At 73.9% G+C, this 16,985-nt stretch carries 14 protein-coding genes; 9 read left to right on the top strand and 5 right to left on the bottom strand.

Annotation, left to right across the window (positions count from 1 at the left end; translation table 11 throughout):
- Nucleotides 1-108: 108 nt before the first annotated feature.
- The gene (locus NHH00_RS03820; RefSeq protein ID WP_253050286.1) at nucleotides 109-267 is read right to left on the bottom strand and encodes a hypothetical protein; all 159 of its coding nucleotides are present in this window, start codon (nucleotides 265-267) and stop codon (nucleotides 109-111) included.
- Between the two features lie 115 nt (nucleotides 268-382).
- Here NHH00_RS03820 and dusB point away from each other — a divergent pair, with 115 nt between their 5' ends.
- Together dusB and NHH00_RS03810 are read left to right on the top strand one after the other, a co-directional pair.
- Entirely contained in the window at nucleotides 383-1,630 is a 1,248-nt protein-coding gene (gene dusB / locus NHH00_RS03815; protein ID WP_253050285.1) for a tRNA dihydrouridine synthase DusB, read from the top strand.
- 69 nt (nucleotides 1,631-1,699) lie between these two features.
- Entirely contained in the window at nucleotides 1,700-2,335 is a 636-nt protein-coding gene (locus NHH00_RS03810) for a hypothetical protein (RefSeq protein WP_253050284.1), read from the top strand.
- 47 nt (nucleotides 2,336-2,382) lie between these two features.
- Here the strand turns inward: NHH00_RS03810 and NHH00_RS03805 are convergent, their stop codons facing one another.
- Entirely contained in the window at nucleotides 2,383-4,206 is a 1,824-nt protein-coding gene (locus NHH00_RS03805) for a glycoside hydrolase family 13 protein (RefSeq protein ID WP_253050283.1), read from the bottom strand.
- A 183-nt stretch (nucleotides 4,207-4,389) separates the two neighbouring features.
- On the bottom strand, nucleotides 4,390-5,427 hold the full coding sequence (locus NHH00_RS03800) for a LacI family DNA-binding transcriptional regulator (protein ID WP_253050282.1): 1,038 nt from the start codon (nucleotides 5,425-5,427) through the stop codon (nucleotides 4,390-4,392).
- Nucleotides 5,428-5,693: 266 nt separating this feature from the next.
- On the opposite strand from NHH00_RS03800, the gene NHH00_RS03795 reads away from it, so the two are divergent.
- The 4 genes from NHH00_RS03795 (at nucleotide 5,694) to NHH00_RS03780 (ending at nucleotide 11,484) form a co-directional block, all read left to right on the top strand.
- Entirely contained in the window at nucleotides 5,694-6,926 is a 1,233-nt protein-coding gene (locus tag NHH00_RS03795; RefSeq protein ID WP_253050281.1) for a sugar ABC transporter substrate-binding protein, read from the top strand.
- A gap of 149 nt (nucleotides 6,927-7,075) precedes the next feature.
- Nucleotides 7,076-8,719, top strand: coding sequence for an ABC transporter permease subunit (locus NHH00_RS03790; protein ID WP_253050280.1), 1,644 nt, complete (start codon nucleotides 7,076-7,078; stop codon nucleotides 8,717-8,719).
- A gap of 1 nt (nucleotide 8,720) precedes the next feature.
- Nucleotides 8,721-9,638 (top strand): sugar ABC transporter permease, encoded by a 918-nt coding sequence (locus NHH00_RS03785; RefSeq protein WP_374614079.1) that lies wholly within the window; start codon nucleotides 8,721-8,723, stop codon nucleotides 9,636-9,638.
- Nucleotides 9,639-9,642: 4 nt separating this feature from the next.
- Nucleotides 9,643-11,484: a glycoside hydrolase family 13 protein gene (locus tag NHH00_RS03780; RefSeq protein WP_253050279.1), complete on the top strand. Its 1,842-nt coding sequence runs from the start codon at nucleotides 9,643-9,645 to the stop codon at nucleotides 11,482-11,484.
- A 45-nt stretch (nucleotides 11,485-11,529) separates the two neighbouring features.
- Here NHH00_RS03780 and NHH00_RS03775 read toward each other — a convergent pair whose 3' ends face one another.
- Nucleotides 11,530-11,961 carry a hypothetical protein gene (locus NHH00_RS03775; protein WP_253050277.1) on the bottom strand — a complete coding sequence of 144 codons (432 nt, stop codon included), beginning with the start codon at nucleotides 11,959-11,961 and terminating at the stop codon, nucleotides 11,530-11,532.
- Between the two features lie 220 nt (nucleotides 11,962-12,181).
- Here NHH00_RS03775 and NHH00_RS03770 point away from each other — a divergent pair, with 220 nt between their 5' ends.
- Nucleotides 12,182-13,474 (top strand): deoxyguanosinetriphosphate triphosphohydrolase, encoded by a 1,293-nt coding sequence (locus tag NHH00_RS03770; protein WP_374614243.1) that lies wholly within the window; start codon nucleotides 12,182-12,184, stop codon nucleotides 13,472-13,474.
- A gap of 37 nt (nucleotides 13,475-13,511) precedes the next feature.
- Here NHH00_RS03770 and NHH00_RS03765 read toward each other — a convergent pair whose 3' ends face one another.
- Nucleotides 13,512-13,964 (bottom strand): VOC family protein, encoded by a 453-nt coding sequence (locus NHH00_RS03765; RefSeq protein ID WP_253050275.1) that lies wholly within the window; start codon nucleotides 13,962-13,964, stop codon nucleotides 13,512-13,514.
- 93 nt (nucleotides 13,965-14,057) lie between these two features.
- On the opposite strand from NHH00_RS03765, the gene NHH00_RS03760 reads away from it, so the two are divergent.
- Both NHH00_RS03760 and dnaG read left to right on the top strand, forming a co-directional pair.
- Nucleotides 14,058-14,978, top strand: a complete 921-nt coding sequence (locus tag NHH00_RS03760; protein WP_253050273.1) for an AraC family transcriptional regulator — start codon at nucleotides 14,058-14,060, stop codon at nucleotides 14,976-14,978.
- 56 nt (nucleotides 14,979-15,034) lie between these two features.
- Complete coding sequence (gene dnaG / locus NHH00_RS03755; protein ID WP_253050271.1) at nucleotides 15,035-16,981, top strand: DNA primase; 1,947 nt, start codon at nucleotides 15,035-15,037, stop codon at nucleotides 16,979-16,981.
- Nucleotides 16,982-16,985 lie beyond the last annotated feature (4 nt).

The following is a 16,985-nucleotide window of genomic DNA, read 5'->3' as shown; positions in this document are numbered from 1 at the left end:
ACCGGCCGCGCGGGGAGTCCGCGCGCCGGGCACGCAGGAGGGGCGGGACCTCGCGGTCCCGCCCCTCCGTCGCGTCGTCCGGGACGCGTCGCCCCCTGCGGCCTCGCGCTAGCGGGCCGCCCCCTTCGCCCGGTTGAGCAGGCCGACCACGAGGCTCACGACCAGCACGATGATGCCGATCCAGATGAGGATCCATGCGGCCTTGATAGCGACACCGAGGATGAGCAGCACGGCGCCGACGATGACCAGGATGAGCCAGAGAGGCATGTCGTCCCTTTCGTCCGGGTCCGGCCTGGATCGCCGGACCTTCCCACCGTCACACGGGTCGCGACCACTCGCGCGTTCAGAGACCCTCGCGGGGAAGCGCCGACCGGATGGGAGAATGGAGCGCGTGACTGCTCCCGCCCCCGCACTCAGCACGACGCCCGACACGGTCGCCGGCACCGCTCCCGCCGGTGCCGGGCGGCTGCTCGCACCCCTGCGGATCGGTCCGATCGTCGTCGACACCCCGGTTGTGCTCGCCCCGATGGCGGGCGTCACGAACCGCGCCTTCCGCACGCTGTGCCGCGAGGCCGGCGCGAGCGGCGGCGACGACCCCGGTCTCTACGTGGCCGAGATGGTGACGAGCCGTGCGCTCGTCGAGCGCAACACCGAGGCGCTGCGCATCGTGACGTTCGGTGCGGACGAGACGCCGCGCTCCGCGCAGGTGTACGGCGTCGACCCGGCGACCGTGCGCGAGGCCGTGCGCATCATCGTCGCCGAGGACCGCGCCGACCACGTCGACCTCAACTTCGGCTGCCCGGTCCCCAAGGTGACGCGCAAGGGCGGGGGAGCGGCGCTGCCCTGGAAGCGCGACCTGTTCACCGCGATCGTGCGGGGCGCCGTCGAGGCGGCGCGCCCCTACGGCGTGCCGGTGACCGTGAAGATGCGCAAGGGCATCGACGACGACCACCTCACCTACCTCGAGGCCGGCCGGATCGCCGAGGGCCTGGGCGTCGCGGCCGTCGCGCTGCACGCCCGCACCGCCGCCGAGCACTACTCCGGCACCGCGGACTGGACCGCGATCGCGCGCCTCAAGGAGGCCGTGACGAGCGTGCCGGTGCTCGGCAACGGCGACATCTGGTCCGCCGAGGACGCGGTCCGCATGGTGCAGGAGACGGGCTGCGACGGGGTCGTCGTCGGCCGCGGTTGCCAGGGTCGTCCCTGGCTGTTCGCCGACCTCGCCGCCGCGTTCGCGGGCCGTCCCGAGCGCGTGCGCCCCGGGCTGCGCGAGGTGGCCGACACGATCTACCGTCACGGCGAGCTCATGATCGACTACTTCGACGGCGACGAGGGCAAGGGCATGCGCGACCTGCGCAAGCACATGGCCTGGTATCTCAAGGGCTACGCCGTGGGCGGCGACGCGCGCCGCGCGCTCGCGATGGTCTCGACGCTCGCCGAGCTGCGCGCTCTCCTCGACGACCTCGACCAGGACGCGCCCTACCCCGGCGAGGCCGCCGAGGGGCAGCGCGGTCGCGCCGGGTCGCCCAAGACGCCGCACCTGCCCTACGGCTGGCTCGACTCGCGCGAGCTCGACGCGGAGCACGAGGAGCGCCTGCGCGAGGCCGAGCTGAGCGTCTCCGGCGGCTGACGCCGGTCGGGCGACGCGAACGAGGGGACCACGGTGCGGTTCGAGGGGCGGCCGTCGTGGCGACTGTCGGTGTCGGACGACGGAGACCTCGGCCTGCTGCTCTGGGTCCGCGACGCGCTCGCGCTCGCCGTCTCGGCCGACGACGCGCCGCCGCGCAGCGAGCCGGGACCGCCCGACCGGTCGGCACTGGTCCCCGCGGACGAGCGCGACGCCGCGGCGTCGCGGTGGATCGCCTGGTGGCGGGCCGCCCTCGCGTTCGAGGCCGTCGGCCGGACGCAGGAGCCGCCGGCGGGGGAGGACGCGTTCCTCGGCTGGGTCCGCGCGCGGTCCGTGGCGCGGGACGCCATCGGTTCACCGCCCGCGTTCGCGGCGCTGGACGACGTGCCCGCGCTGCGTGACGCCGTCGCGCACCTGTTCCCCGAGGCGCACCGCGCCCTCGCGGCGCGCGAGGCGAACCGCGCCAGGGCGCTGCACCGACGAACGGCGGCGGACGACCGTCGAGCGCTCGTTGGGGACGTGGCCCGCACGCACGGCGTCGGGATCGGTGAGGTGCGCGGCGCCGTGCTCCTGGTCCCGGTCGCCGGACCATGGTGGCGCGTCGCCGCCCCGGGGGCGGTCGTGTGCTCCGCGTCCGCCTACGTCGACGACGCGGCGTTCGCGGCCGAGGTGGTCCGTGTCGCGTTCGAGTCCGGGCTGCGGGCATGAGGACGGCCGGGGCCCTCGCGGACCCCGGCCGTGCTCGGCTCAGCCGCTCAGCGCGCGCGCAGCCACACCGTCGTGTCGGACGGGACGCGCACCTGCGGGTCGGCCGAGCGGTCGGTGAGCACCGGGCCCGACGCGACGAGCACCTCGGTGCCGCGCGGCAGCACGACGGGCTCCGGGCCGAGGTTGGCGAGGACGACGACGTCGCGGTTGCGCAGCGCGACGACGTCCACGGAGTCCGCGTAGTCCTCGACCCACGCGAGGGTGCCCGAGCCGAGGCGCTCCGCGCGGCGCGTCGCGAGGGCGGTGCGGTACGTCTCGTAGGTCGAGCCCTCGACGCCGCGCTGCGCGTCGGCGGCGTAGCGCGCGTAGGACGCGGGCTGGGGGAGCCACGTCTTCCCGGACGGGCCGAAGCCGAACCCGTCGGCGTCCGCGTGCCAGGGGATCGGGATGCGGCAGCCGTCGCGGCCCGCCTCGGCGCCCTGGGTCCGGAAGAACGCGGGGTCCTCGCGCACGTCGTCGGGCAGCGCGGTGTGCTCGGGCAGGCCCAGCTCCTCGCCCTGGTAGAGGTACGACGACCCGGGCAGGCCGAGCATGAGCAGCGACGCGGCGCGCGCCCGGCGCAGGCCGAGCTCCTCGTCGGGCTGCGGGTCGTGCGCGAAGATCCCGTTGGGGCGCAGACCCGGGTCGGCGAGGCCGAGGCGCGACGCGTGCCGCACGACGTCGTGGTTCGACAGGACCCACGTCGTGGGAGCGCCGACCTCGTCGTTCGCACGCAGCGACGCCGCGATCACGGTGCGCAGCGGCGCCGCCGACCACGCGGTGGTGAGGAAGGAGAAGTTGAACGCCTGGTGCATCTCGTCCGGGCGGACGTAGCGCGCGAGGCGCGAGAGCGGCTCGACCCACGCCTCGGCGACCAGGGCGCGGTCGCCGTCGTACTCGGCGAGGACGCGGTGCCACGCACGGTAGATCTCGTGGACGCCGTCCTGGTCGAACATCGGGCCGGAGTTGCCGGCGCCCGTGGACCCGTCCTCGGGGGCGCCCGGGTCGGTCTCCTCCTCGGCGGTGCCCTCCACCATGGACACCGTGCCGTCCCAGTCGGGCAGGCCGTCGGCCTTGATCATGCCGTGCGCGACGTCGACGCGGAACCCGTCCACGCCCTTGTCGAGCCAGAAGCGCAGGACCTGCTCGAACTCCTCGCGGACCTCCGGGTTGTCCCACGCGAGGTCCGGCTGGGTCGAGTCGAACAGGTGCAGGTACCACTGGCCCGGGGTCTCGCCCTCGGCGCCCGTGACGGGGTGCGCGTCGGGACCCGCGGTCACGCGGGTCCACGCGGGGCCGCCGAAGATCGACTGCCAGTTGTTCGGGGGCAGCTCGCCGTGCTCGCCCTCGCCCTCGCGGAACACGTAGCGCGCGCGCTCGGGCGAGCCCTCGGGCGCGGCGAGCGCCGCCTGGAACCACGCGTGCTGGTCCGAGGTGTGGTTCGGGACGAGGTCGACGATCACGCGGATGCCGCGGGCGTGCGCCTGGGTGAGCAGCTCGTCGAAGTCGGCGAGCGTGCCGAACAGCGGGTCGACGTCGCGGTAGTCGGCGACGTCGTAGCCGGCGTCCTTCTGGGGCGAGCGGTAGAACGGGCTCAGCCACACCGCGTCGATCCCGAGCTCGGCGAGGTGGTCGAGCCGGGACGTGATGCCGGGAAGGTCGCCGATGCCGTCGCCGTCGCCGTCCGCGAAGGAGCGGGGGTAGACCTGGTAGATCACGGCGTCGCGCCACCACTCGGGCGCCTCGCCGGGGCCGGCGTGCACGAGCGCCCCGGTGCTGAAGGGCGCGGGCGCGGTGGTGGTGGCGGTCGGCGTCGAATCGATACGAGTCATCGAGCTGTCGGTCCTCACGTGCGTGGTGTCGGGGTTCTCGGGGGGATCGCTCGGCAGGCGGAGCGGGGGTGACGCGACCCGCTGTCGAGTGTAAGCGCTTGCGGTGACGAGTCGACGGCGTGCGGCCCGGGCCGGCGTCGCGACGTCCGTCGGCGCCGGGCGTGCAGCCGCGGCGCGTCGCCGTCAGGCGGTGGGCGAGCCCGTCGTCGGGGCGGCGCCCGTGGAGTCGCGGACGATGAGCTCGGGCTGGAACAGCAGCTCGGACCGCGGCGCCCGCTCGCCCGCGATCTCGGTGAGCAGCGCGCTCACCGCGGCGTGCGCCATCGCGTTCACGGGCTGGCGCACCGTGGTCAGGGGCGGGTCGGTGAAGGCGATGAGCGGCGAGTCGTCGTAGCCCACGACCGAGACGTCCTGGGGTACGCGCAGGCCGCGCGAGCGGGCCGCGCGGATCGCGCCGAGGGCCATGAGGTCGGAGCCGCAGACGATCGCGGTGTGGCCCGAGTCGATGAGCTCCCCGGCGGCCGCCTGGCCGCCCTCGACGGTGTAGAGCGTGACGACGACGTGCTGCGCCGCCTCGGACTCGTCGGCCACGAGGCCGTGGCGCACGAGCGAGTCGGCGAAGCTCGCGAGCTTGCGCTGGGCCGGGACGAAGCGGTCGGGCCCGATCGCGAGCCCGACGCTGCGGTGTCCCAGCGAGACGAGGTGGCGCACCGACAGCTCGACGCTCGCGACGTCGTCGGGCGAGACGAACGGCGCGTCGATGCCCTCGGCGAACCCGTTGACCAGCACGATCGGGATGCCGCGGCTGCGCAGGCGCTCGTAGCGCTCGTGGCTCGCCTGCGTGTCGGCGTGCAGGCCGGAGACGAAGACGATGCCGTCGACCGCGTGGTCCATGAGCATGTCGACGTAGTCGTCCTCGGTGGTCCCGCCGGGCGACTGCGTGCACAGGAGCGGGGTGTACCCGTGCTCCGACAGCAGCGACTCGATCGTCTGGGCGAACGCGGGGAAGACCGGGTTCGTCAGCTCGGGGACGACGAGGCCGACGAGGCCGGCCGAGCGGGTGCGCAGCGTCGAGGGGCGTTCGTAGCCCAGCACGTCGAGCGCGGCGAGGACCGCCTGGCGGGTCTCGCTCGCGACGCCGGGCTTCCCGTTGAGGACGCGCGAGACCGTCGCGGTGGAGACGCCGGCCTGGGCGGCGAGATCGCTGAGACGGGTGCGCACATGGGGAAGCGTAGGGGACACCGGACCTCCTCGTCCTGGTCGTCCGGTCGGTGGGCCGCGAGCCTCCGTGCGGAGGCGCGCCGACCCGTCGGCCGGGGGAGGCGGGGCGGACGCCGGACGGCGCCCTGCAAAGCGTTGCATGAAAGTTACCGCAACGACTTGCATCGGTGCCACCTCGCGCTCTACCGTCGTCGCATCAGGGCCACGGTCGGTGCGAAACCGACGTCGGCCGCCACCGCACTGCAACATGCTGGGAGTGACCACTGATGCGACGGAGCATCCTTCTTGCCGCCGCGCTGACCACGACGTTGGCGCTGGCCGCCTGCTCGTCCGGCGGCTCGGGAGACGAGAGCACCGACGAGCCGAGCGCCGAGGACACCTCCGCCGGCGGCACGCTCACCGTCTGGGTCGACGAGACCCGCCAGGACGCCGTGACCGCGGCAGCCGAGTCCTTCGAGGCCGAGACGGGCACTTCCGTCGAGGTCGTCCTCAAGAACTTCGAGGACATCCGTGCGGACTTCCTCGCGCAGGTCCCGACCGGCGAGGGTCCCGACATCACGGTCGGCGCGCACGACTGGCTCGGTGAGCTCACGACGAACGGCGTCGTGGCGCCGCTCGAGCTCGGCGACAAGGCGGCCGACTTCGAGGACGTCTCGATCGAGGCGTTCACGCAGGACGGCCAGGTCTACGGCCTGCCCTACGCGATCGAGAACATCGCCCTGATCCGCAACACCGCTCTCGCGCCGACCGCTCCGGCGACGTGGGACGAGGCCGTCGCCGCCGGCCAGGCCGCGGGGACGCAGTTCCCGATCCTGGTCCAGTCGGACGGCGACAAGGGTGACCCGTACACCCACTACCCGTTCCAGACGTCGTTCGGTGCCCCGGTCTTCACGCAGAACGAGGACGGCAGCTACACGTCCGAGCTCGCGATGGGCGGCCCCGAGGGCCAGGCGTTCGCGCAGTGGCTCGGCGCGCAGGGCGCGGCCGGCGTGCTCAGCCAGGACACCACGTACGACATCGCCGTCGAGGCGTTCAAGAACGGCCAGTCCCCGTTCATCGTCGGCGGCCCGTGGATGATCGACTCGTTCGAGGGCATGGACCTGTCGATCGACCCGATCCCGACCGCGGGCGGGCAGCCCGCGCAGCCGTTCGTCGGCGTCCAGGGCTTCTACCTCAGCGCCGAGAGCAAGAACGCGATCGTCGCGAACGACTTCCTCGTCAACTTCCTCTCGACCGAGGAGGCGCAGCTCGCCCTCTACCAGGCAGGCAACCGTCCGCCGGCGCTGACGGTCGCGGCCGACTCCGCCTCGGCGGGTGACCCGATCGTCGCGGGCTTCCGGGCCGTCGGTGCCGAGGCCGTGCCGATGCCCTCGATCCCCGAGATGGCGTCCGTCTGGAGCTTCTGGGGCGTCACGGAGGCCGCGATCGTCAGCGGTGCCGACCCCGTCCCCACCTGGGACAAGATGATCGCCGACATCCAGGGCGCGATGGACTCCTGACCCGGCTCGGACCGGAACGCCGTCGCGGTGCGCAGGGTCACCTGCGCGCCGCGACGGCGTCACCGCCGGTCCGGCACCGGCCGCGACGCGGCACGACGACACTCGGGACGACGCGGGACGAACCGCGTCACGACCTCGGAGGCACCAGGATGTCCGCCCCACAGACCACGACCGACGCAGAAGTCGGCCCTCTCGGAACCGACGGGCCGCCGCCGCGGCGCACCCGTGGGTTGCGCGCGGCGGACGCCTCGCACGCGCGCGACTACAGCCCCGGCTTCTTCGTCAAGCTCGCGCTCATGGCCGTCGTCGACGCGCTCGGCGTGTACGTGGTCTGGTCCGCGTGGACGGCGGGCTCGTACGGGATCCTCGTGGCCAGCCTGGCGATGCTCGTCGTCGCCAACTGGGTGTACTTCTCGAAGCGCGCGCTGCCGCTCAAGTACATCCTTCCCGGGCTGCTCTTCCTCCTCGTCTACCAGATCTTCGTGGTCGGCTACACGGGGTACGTCGCATTCACCAACTACGGCACCGGGCACAACGCGACCAAGGAGCAGGCGGTCTCCGCGCTGCTGATCCAGAACGAGCGCCGTGTCGAGGGCTCTCCCTCGTCGGCCCTGACCGTGGTCGAGGACGGCGGCGCGCTCGGCTTCGCGGTCGTCACCGAGGACGGAGAGGTCGAGGCCGGGACGGCGGACCGGCCGCTCGCCGTCGTGGACGGCGCGACGGTCGAGGACGGGCGCGCGACCGACGTTCCCGGGTTCACCGTGCTGCCCCGCGACCAGGTGCTCCAGCGCCAGGCCGAGGTGACCGAGCTCCGCGTGCCCGTCTCGGACGACCCGGAGGACGGGTCGATCCGCACCACGGACGCGCGGACCGGCTATGTCTACACCTCGGCGCTCGAGTGGGACGCCGCGGCGGACACCATGACCGACACGACGACCGGGACCGTCTACACCCCGAACGACGAGGGCCAGTTCCAGGCCCCCGACGGCTCGACCCTCGCGGTCGGGTGGCGCGTGCCGGTCGGCTTCGACAACTTCGTCACCGCGTTCTCCGACGCCCGCTACGCGCAGCCGTTCGTCAAGATCCTCGTGTGGACGTTCGTCTTCGCGATCGGCTCGGTCGTCACGACGTTCCTGCTCGGCCTGTTCCTCGCGATCGTCTTCAACGACACGCGCATGCGCGGGCGCAAGGTCTACCGGACGCTCATGATCCTGCCGTACGCGATCCCGGGGTTCCTCGCCGCGCTGCTGTGGTCCGGGCTGCTCAACACGCGGTTCGGGTTCATCAACGAGGTGATCCTCGGCGGCGCGCACATCCCGTGGCTCACGGACCCGTGGCTCGCGAAGCTCTCGGTGCTCGGCGTGAACCTGTGGCTGGGCTTCCCCTACATGTTCCTCATCTGCACGGGCGCGCTGCAGTCGCTGCCGGGCGACGTCATGGAGGCGGCCAAGATCGACGGCGCCGGGCGCTGGCGGACGTGGCGGGCGATCACCCTCCCGCTCCTGCTCATCGCGACCGCGCCGCTGCTCATCTCGTCGTTCGCCTTCAACTTCAACAACTTCACGCTCATCTACATGCTCACCGGCGGCGGTCCACGGTTCGCCGACGCGTCCGTCCCGCTCGGCCACACCGACATCCTCATCTCGATGGTCTACTCGATCTCGGGTGTCGACGGGTCCGCCCAGAAGGACTTCGGTCTCGCGAGCGCGCTGTCGATCGTCATCTTCGTCATCGTGGGGACGATCTCGGCCATCGCCTTCCGCAGCACGCGCAAGTTCGAGGAGATCAGCTGACATGGCGACCACCCAGGCACCCCCCGTCGTCGGCGGTCGTCCCGCCCCGTCCGTGGCCTCGCGGAACCGGATGAAGCCGGGCCGCTGGTTCTCCGAGCTCGGCTGGCGGCACGTCGTCGGCGTGATCGCCGTCGTCTACGCCGCGTTCCCGCTCGTGTACGTCCTCTCGGCGTCCTTGTCGGAGAACGGGACGCTCACCGGCTCCAACATGCTCTTCTCCGACGTGAGCGGAGCGAACTACGCCCAGCTCGGCAGCACGATGTTCTGGACGTGGATGGGCAACACCCTCGTCATCGCGGTCGCGACGTCCGTCGGCACGGTCCTCATGGGCGCGGCCGCCGCCTACGCCTTCTCGCGCTTCCGGTTCGCCGGGCGCCGCATGGGCCTCACGTCGCTGCTCATCGTCCAGATGTTCCCGCAGATGCTCGCGTTCGTGGCGATCTTCCTGCTGCTCATCGGCCTCGGGAACGTCGTCCCGATCCTCGGCCTGAACAGCAAGATCGCGCTCATCGCCGTGTACCTCGGCGGCGCGCTCGGCGTGAACACGTTCCTCATGTACGGGTTCTTCAACACGGTCCCGCGCGAGCTCGACGAGGCCGCCAAGATCGACGGCGCCACGCACTCGCAGATCTACTGGACGATCATCCTGCGCCTGGTGGCGCCGATCCTCGCGGTCGTCGCGCTGCTGTCGTTCATCAGCACGTTCGGCGAGTTCATCATCGCGCGCATCGTCCTCACGTCCGAGCGCAACTGGACGCTTGCCGTCGGGCTCTACGGCTGGGTGTCGTCGCTCAAGGAGGCGAACTGGGGCCTGTTCACGGCCGGCGCCGTGATCTCCGCGCTGCCCGTGCTCGCGCTGTTCCTCTACCTGCAGAAGTACATCGTGGGCGGCCTCACGGCCGGCTCCGTGAAGGGCTGACCGCGTGCGCGACGTCGTCACCCCCGTCCCGCACCACGACGGCTCGGCGCTGTACGTCCCCGAGGGCGTCCCCGCCCTCGGGGACACGGTCCCCGTCCGCGTGCGCGTGCCCCGGTCCGCGGGCGTGCGCGACGTGTGGCTGCGCACCGTGCGCGACGGCGAGCCGCGCCTCGCCCCGGCGCGCCTCGACCGCTCGGACGGGCACGAGGACTGGTACGTCGCCGAGGTGCTCGTGCACAACCCCGAGACGGGGTACCGGTTCTTCCTCGACGAGGGCGAGCGCGGCTACCGCTGGCTCAACGGCCGCGGGGTGTGGGACCGCGACGTGCCCGACGCCGCGGACTTCCGCCTCACCGTCCACGAGGGCGCGCCCGCGTGGATGCGCGACGGCGTCGTCTACCAGGTCTTCCCGGACCGGTTCGCGCGCTCCGCCGCAGCCGACGGACGCCCGCTCCCCGAGTGGGCCGTCCCCGCGGCCTGGGGCGACGAGCCGCACGGCGCGGGGCCCGACGTCGGCACGCAGTACTACGGGGGCGACCTCACCGGGGTCGAGGAGCGGCTCGACCACCTCGTGGCGCTCGGCGTGACGACGCTCTACACGACGCCCGTCTTCCCGGGCCGCTCCAACCACCGCTACGACGCGAGCACGTTCGACCACGTCGACCCGCTGCTCGGCGGCGACGCCGCCTACGCCTCGCTGATCCGCGCCGCGCACGCGCGCGGGCTGCGCGTCATGGGCGACCTCACGACCAACCACACGGGCGCCGGACACGAGTGGTTCGCGCGGGCGCTCGCCGACCCCGGCGCGCCGGAGCGCGACTTCTACTACTGGACCGACGGCGAGCCCGGGTACGTGGGCTGGCTCGAGCAGGCGTCGCTGCCGAAGCTGTCGTACGGGTCGGCCGAGCTCGGGGCGCGCATGATCGACGGGCCCGGGTCCGTCGTCGGGCGCTACCTGGGCGAGCCGTTCGGCCTCGACGGCTGGCGGATCGACGTCGCGAACATGACCGGACGCTTCGGTGCGGAGGACCGCACGCTCGAGGTCGCGCGGCGCCTGCGCGCGACCATGCGGGCCGCGACCCCCGAGGCCGCGCTCGTCGCGGAGCACTTCCACGACGCGTCGGGCGACCTCGCGGGCGACGGCTGGCACGCGAACATGAACTACTCGGCGTTCACCCGCCCGGCCTGGACGTGGCTGTCGCCCGCGGACTCGCCCGTGCCCTACCTCGGGCTGCCGGTGCGCACGCCGCGGCGCGGCGGCCGCGACGTCGTGGCGACCATGCGCGAGTTCGACGCCGTGCTGCCGTGGCGCGTCACGGCGTCGCAGTGGAACATGCTCGGCTCGCACGACACCCCGCGCCTGCGCTCGATCGTCGGCTCGCGCGAGATGGTCGAGGTCGCGGCGACGCTCCTGCTCACCTATCCCGGCACGCCGGTCGTCTTCGCGGGCGACGAGGTGGGGCTCACGGGCCTCAACGGCGAGCACGGTCGCGCGACGATGCCGTGGGACGACGCGGCGACGGGTTCGGGCCGCTGGGACGCCGCGACGTTCGACCTGTACCGCGCCCTGATCGCCGTCCGGCGCGGCTCGGACGCGCTGCGCCACGGCGGCCTGCGCTGGGTGCACGTCGACGACGACGCCCTCGTCTACCTGCGTGAGACGCCCGAGGAGCGCGTGCTCGTCGCGCTCGCCCGCGCGCCGTGGGACGGCGTCACCCTGGACCCCGCGCTCGTGGGGCCCGGCGGGGCGGAGCGGCTGCACGGCTCGTTCGACCTCTCCAGACACGACGGCGGCGCGCGGCTCGCGGGCGACGGCCCGGCCGTCGGGGTGTGGCGCCTGGGCTGACCGCCCGTCCCGGGCGGCGCCACGGGCGTCCGGGGGCCCGGAGGGTCAGCCGAAGAGGTGCGCGACCTGGCGTACGGCGTCGTCGTACCGGGCGCGGTCGAACGTGAACGAGCCCAGCGCGGAGTAGTCCCACTCGGGCCGGAACGGCTGGGTGAGGTCGCGCCAGACGACGGTCGTCGCGTCGGCGTCGACCGTCACCTCGAACGGCCAGCACCCCGCCTCGTGGCAGTCGCACGCGAGCACCCACGCGTGCCCGCCCGACGGCATCCGTCCGCGGCCGTACCACTGGTGCGCGGCGTCGCCGTAGCGGAAGAACGCGGGGACCAGGCCGCCGTACGCGCCCGCGGGGGAGTAGCCGCGCGCCGACTCGTGCCGTCCGACGAGCTCGACGAGCGAGCGGCCGTCCACGTACGGGACGACCTCGACCAGGCCGTCGACGGTGACGGCCCGCAGCTCGAGCGCGTGCGCTGCACCCATGTGCGCGAGGCTACGCCCCAGCCCGGCAGCGCGCCGCCGAGAAGTGACTTCTCGCCCCCAACGGCTCGGATCGAGGGCGAGAACTCCCTTCTCGGCGCGACGAGCCCCCGGGCACACCCGCGGCGCAGCTCCACCACCCGGATCCCGCCACGTCCTGATCGGCGTCGTTACGCTGGGGCCCGTGCAGACGTTCGAGCAGGAGGCGTTCGACCCCGCGGTGGTGGGGACCGGGCCGCGCCCGGCGCGCGGCGAGGAGGGCACGGCGTCGTACTCGGACGCCGACACCGAGCGGTGGTTCGTCGAGTCCGCGAAGTCCCGGGCCCGCACGCCGTTCGAGCGCGACCGCGCGCGCATCGTGCACTCGTCCGCCCTGCGCCGGCTCGGAGCCAAGACGCAGGTTCTCGGGCCGGGCAGCGACGACTTCGTCCGCACGCGCCTCACGCACACGCTCGAGGTCGCGCAGGTGGGGCGCGAGATCGGCAAGGCGCTCGGCTGCGACCCGGACATCGTCGACACCGCGTGCCTCGCGCACGACCTGGGACACCCGCCGTTCGGGCACAACGGCGAGCGGGCGCTCGCGGACCTCGCGGTCGACGTCGGCGGGTTCGAGGGCAACGCGCAGACCCTGCGGCTGCTCACGCGGCTCGACCCCAAGGTCGTCGACGCGGACGGGCGCTCGTACGGGCTCAACCTCACGCGCGCGAGCCTCGACGCGAGCGTGAAGTACCCGTGGGGCGCGGGCGAGGCGCCGCTGCGCGCGGACGGCCGCCCGACGCACAAGTTCGGCGTCTACGAGGACGACCGACCCGTGTTCGACTGGCTGCGCGCCGGCGCGCCGAGCCAGGTCAAGTGCCTCGAGGCGCAGGTCATGGACCTCGCGGACGACGTGTCGTACTCCGTGCACGACGTCGAGGACGCGATCGTGGGTGGGCGCATCGAGCTCGCCGTGCTGGACGACCCCGACGAGCGGGCCCGGGTCGTGCGCGCGGTCCACTCCTGGTACGGCACCGCGTACGACGAGGCGGCGCTCGACGCGGCGATCACGCGCCTGCAGGGCACGGGTCACCTGGTCACCGGGTTCGACGGGTCGCGCCGCGCGCTCGCGGCGCTCAAGGACGCGACGAGCCAGCTCATCGGCCGGTTCACCGGGGCCGCGCAGGACGCGACGCGCGCCGTCTACGGCGACGGCCCGCTCACCCGGTACGCCGCCCGCCTCGTGGTCCCGGACGAGACCGTCGCCGAGATCCTCGTGCTCAAGGGCGTCGCTGTCGCGTACGTCATGGCACCGCGCGAGCAGGAGCCGCTCTACCAGCGCCAGCGCGAGGTCATCGCCGACCTCGTCCACGTCTTCTCCGACCGCGCTCCCGTCGCGCTCGAGCCGTCGTTCGCGGCGGACTGGGAGGCCGCGCCCGACGACGCGGCCCGCCTGCGCGTGGTGATCGACCAGGTCGCCTCGCTGACCGACGTCTCCGCGATGCAGTTCCACGCACGCCTCGTGCGCCCGCCGGCCTGAGGCCGACGGGCGCGACGCGGTCGGGTCGGAGGGCGGCTCAGGCCTGCTCGGTCATCCAGGCGTCGCTGGCGCGCTGCACGTCCGCGGCCGTCACGGAGTCCGCGACGGTCACGAAGAACCAGCGGTGCCCGAACGGGTCGCGGACCGCGGCCTGCCGGAACCCCTCGAACCAGTCCGCGGGCTCCGCGATGCTCGACCCGCCGGCAGAGATCGCCCGTGCGTACGCGGCGTCGGCGTCCTCGACCGGGATCGTGAACGACGCGTGCGTCGGCGCCCCGGCCTCGGGCGCGACGGAGTCGGGCGGGAACGCCTCCGCGACCGTGAACGTGGACGTCCCGGCGGGGGAGACGAGCCGCAGGTCGGAGTGGATGATCTTCTCGCCCGCCGTGATCGTGTCGACCACCTCGGCGCCGAGCGCGGCCTCGTAGAACGCGATGGCCTCGCGCGCGCCGCTCACCGTGACGTTGGGGTGCAGTGCCGACATCTCCATGGGGTCCTCCTCGTCGTGGTCGCCCGCGGGGGTGCGGGCCGTACCCCCATGCTCGTGTCGGCGGGCCGTGCCAGTCTTGGAGGAATGCGACAGGTGTTCGAACCCCGGGTCCGCGCCGACGCGAGGGTGGCCCCTCGGCACGGCCCGACGACGTCCCTGCGGGGGCTCGTCGACCCCGCCGCCGCGCGGCGCGGGTTCGAGCTCGTGCGCGTCGACCCGGCGCCGGATCTCGCGGATCTCGTGGAACGGCACTGGGTCGTGCGCTGGGACCTGCCGCCGGGGGAGTCGTTCACGCAGGTCCTGGTGCCACACCCGGTCGCCAACGTGGTCGCCGAGGCGGCGGGGTACGTCGCGCACGGCATCCCGCCGGGCCTGTTCGAGCGCACCTTGACCGGGTCGGGGGCCGTCGTGGGGACCAAGCTGCGGCCGGGCGCGTTCCGCGTCCTGCTGGGGCACGCGGACGCCGTGCGCCCGGGAGTGCAGGTTCCCGCCGCCGCGTTCCTCGGCCCGACGGCGGAGCGCACCGGCGCCGCCGCGCTCGCCCTCGCCGTCGCCGGCCGGGACGAGGAGGCCGCACGCGGTGTCGAGCCGCTGCTGCGGGCGCGGGCGGAACGCGTCCGCGACGCGCGGACGGCCCGCGACCTCGACCGCGTCGCCCGCGCGTTCGCCGCGCTCGTCGCCGGGGAGCTCGGGCCCGGTGCGGGCGTCGCCGACCTCGCCGCCGTCGTCGGGACCTCCGCCCGCTCGCTCCAGCGGATCTTCGCCGCGTACGTCGGCGTGAGCCCCAAGTGGGCCCTGCAGCGCCACCGCGTGCACCTCGCGGCCGACCTGCTCGCCGCCGACCCGGACCAGGACCTCGCGGCGCTCGCGAGCGCCGTCGGGTACTACGACCAGGCGCACCTCGGCACCGACTTCGCGCGCGCGACCGGGGCCACGCCCGGGGCGTACGCGCGACGCTGCGCCGCGTCGCGCGACGCGCTCGTCGGGGCGGGCGCGACGGCGCACCCGGGGTGACCGACGACGCCGTCGCGCCACCCCCGAGGCACCGCCCGGGCGCATAGACTCGCTCCGTGGCCGGCCTGATTCGACGCGAGGACGTGGAAGCCGTCCGCGACCGCGCACGGATCGACGAGATCGTCTCGGCGCACGTCACCCTCAAGACCGCGGGCGTCGGCTCGCTCAAGGGGTTGTGCCCCTTCCACGACGAGCGCTCGCCGTCCTTCCACGTGCGGCCCGGCGTGGGGCGCTGGCACTGCTTCGGGTGCGGCGAGGGCGGCGACGTCATCTCGTTCGTCCAGAAGATCGACGGCCTGACGTTCGTCGAGGCCGTCGAGTACCTCGCCGACCGCGTCGGGATCCAGCTCCGCTACGAGGACTCGGGAGGGCCGCAGCGCCCGCGTGAGGAGCCGGGACGGCGCCAGCGGCTGCTCGAGGCGCACCGCGTCGCCGCGCAGTACTTCTCCGAGCAGCTCTTCGCGCCCGGCGCTCAGGCGGCCCGCGCGTTCCTCGCCGAGCGCAGCTTCGACCGGGCGGACGCCGAGCACTTCGGCGTCGGGTACGCGCCCACCGGCTGGGACAACCTGCAGCGCCACCTCCAGGGGCGCGGCTTCACGCAGCCCGAGCTGATCGCGTCCGGACTCATGAGCCAGGGCCAGCGCGGCATCTACGACCGGTTCCGCGGTCGGCTCGTGTGGCCCATCCGCGACGTCACGGGCGAGATCGTCGGGTTCGGCGCGCGGCGCCTCTACGACGAGGACCAGGGGCCCAAGTACCTCAACACCCCCGAGACCTCGCTCTACAAGAAGTCGCACGTGCTCTACGGCATCGACCTCGCCAAGCGCGAGATCGCCAAGCAGAAGCGCGTCGTCGTCGTCGAGGGGTACACGGACGTCATGGCCGCGCACCTCTCCGGCGTGACGACCGCCGTCGCGACGTGCGGCACGGCGTTCGGGTCCGACCACGTGCGCATCGTGCGCCGGCTCCTCGGCGACACGACGGCCGGGGGCGGCATGCAGCTCGCCTCGGGAGCCTCCGTCGGGGGCGAGGTCGTGTTCACGTTCGACGGCGACGCGGCGGGCCAGAAGGCCGCCGTGCGGGCGTTCGGCGAGGACCAGCGCTTCTACGCCCAGACGTTCGTGGCCGTCGAGCCGAGCGGCATGGACCCGTGCGAGCTGCGCATGGCGCGCGGCCCCGACGCGGTCCGCGCGCTCGTCGACGGGCGCCAGCCCCTCTTCGAGTTCGTCATCCGGACGACGCTCGCGACGTTCGACCTCGACACCGCCGAGGGCCGCGTCGGCGCGCTGCGCGCCGCCGCCCCGGTCGTCGCCGGGATCCGCGACGCCGCGCTGCGCCCCGAGTACGCCCGCATGCTCGCCGGCTGGATCGGCATGGACGCCGAGCGTGTCCGCCGCGAGGTGGCGGCCGCCGCCAAGCGGGGCAGCGCGCCCGGCCCGGTCCGCGCCGCGCGGCCCGACGACGCCCGCCCGGGTGCGGAGGCCACCGCACCCGAGCCGGAGGTCCCCACGCTGCCGGCGCCCGACCCGCGCGACCCCGTGGCGCGCCGCGAGCGCCTCGCGCTCGTCGCCGTCCTCCAATACCCCCAGCACGTGCCGCCGGTCTTCGACGACCTCGGCGAGGACGCCTTCGCCGTCCCGGCCTGGCGCGCCGTGCATGCGGCGATCCGTGCCGCGGGCGGGGTGCGCGAGGGTGCGACGCTCGGCGCCGGGCGCTGGGTCGAGGCCGTCGTCGAGCAGGCCGCCGAGCCCGTGCGCGGCCTCGTGACCGAGCTCGCCGTCGCGCCGCTGCCGGAGGACCGCGAGAACGTCGTCGGCGGCTACGTCGCCGGGGTCGTGCGCGGCCTCGTCGACCTCGGCCTCACGCGCCGCGTCGCCGACGCGAAGAGCCGCCTCCAGCGCCTCGACCCCACGGCGGACCTCGCCGCGTACCAGGAGGCGTTCGCCGCGCTCCTCGCGGTCGAGGCGGAGCGCCGCACGCTGCGCGAGGGCGAGATCGCCTGAGCCG

Origin of the sequence: Cellulosimicrobium cellulans (genome assembly GCF_024124905.1) — a bacterium.
Taxonomy (GTDB): Bacteria; Actinomycetota; Actinomycetes; order Actinomycetales; family Cellulomonadaceae; genus Cellulosimicrobium; species Cellulosimicrobium cellulans_G.
This window is presented reverse-complemented; position numbering and strand designations above follow the sequence as displayed.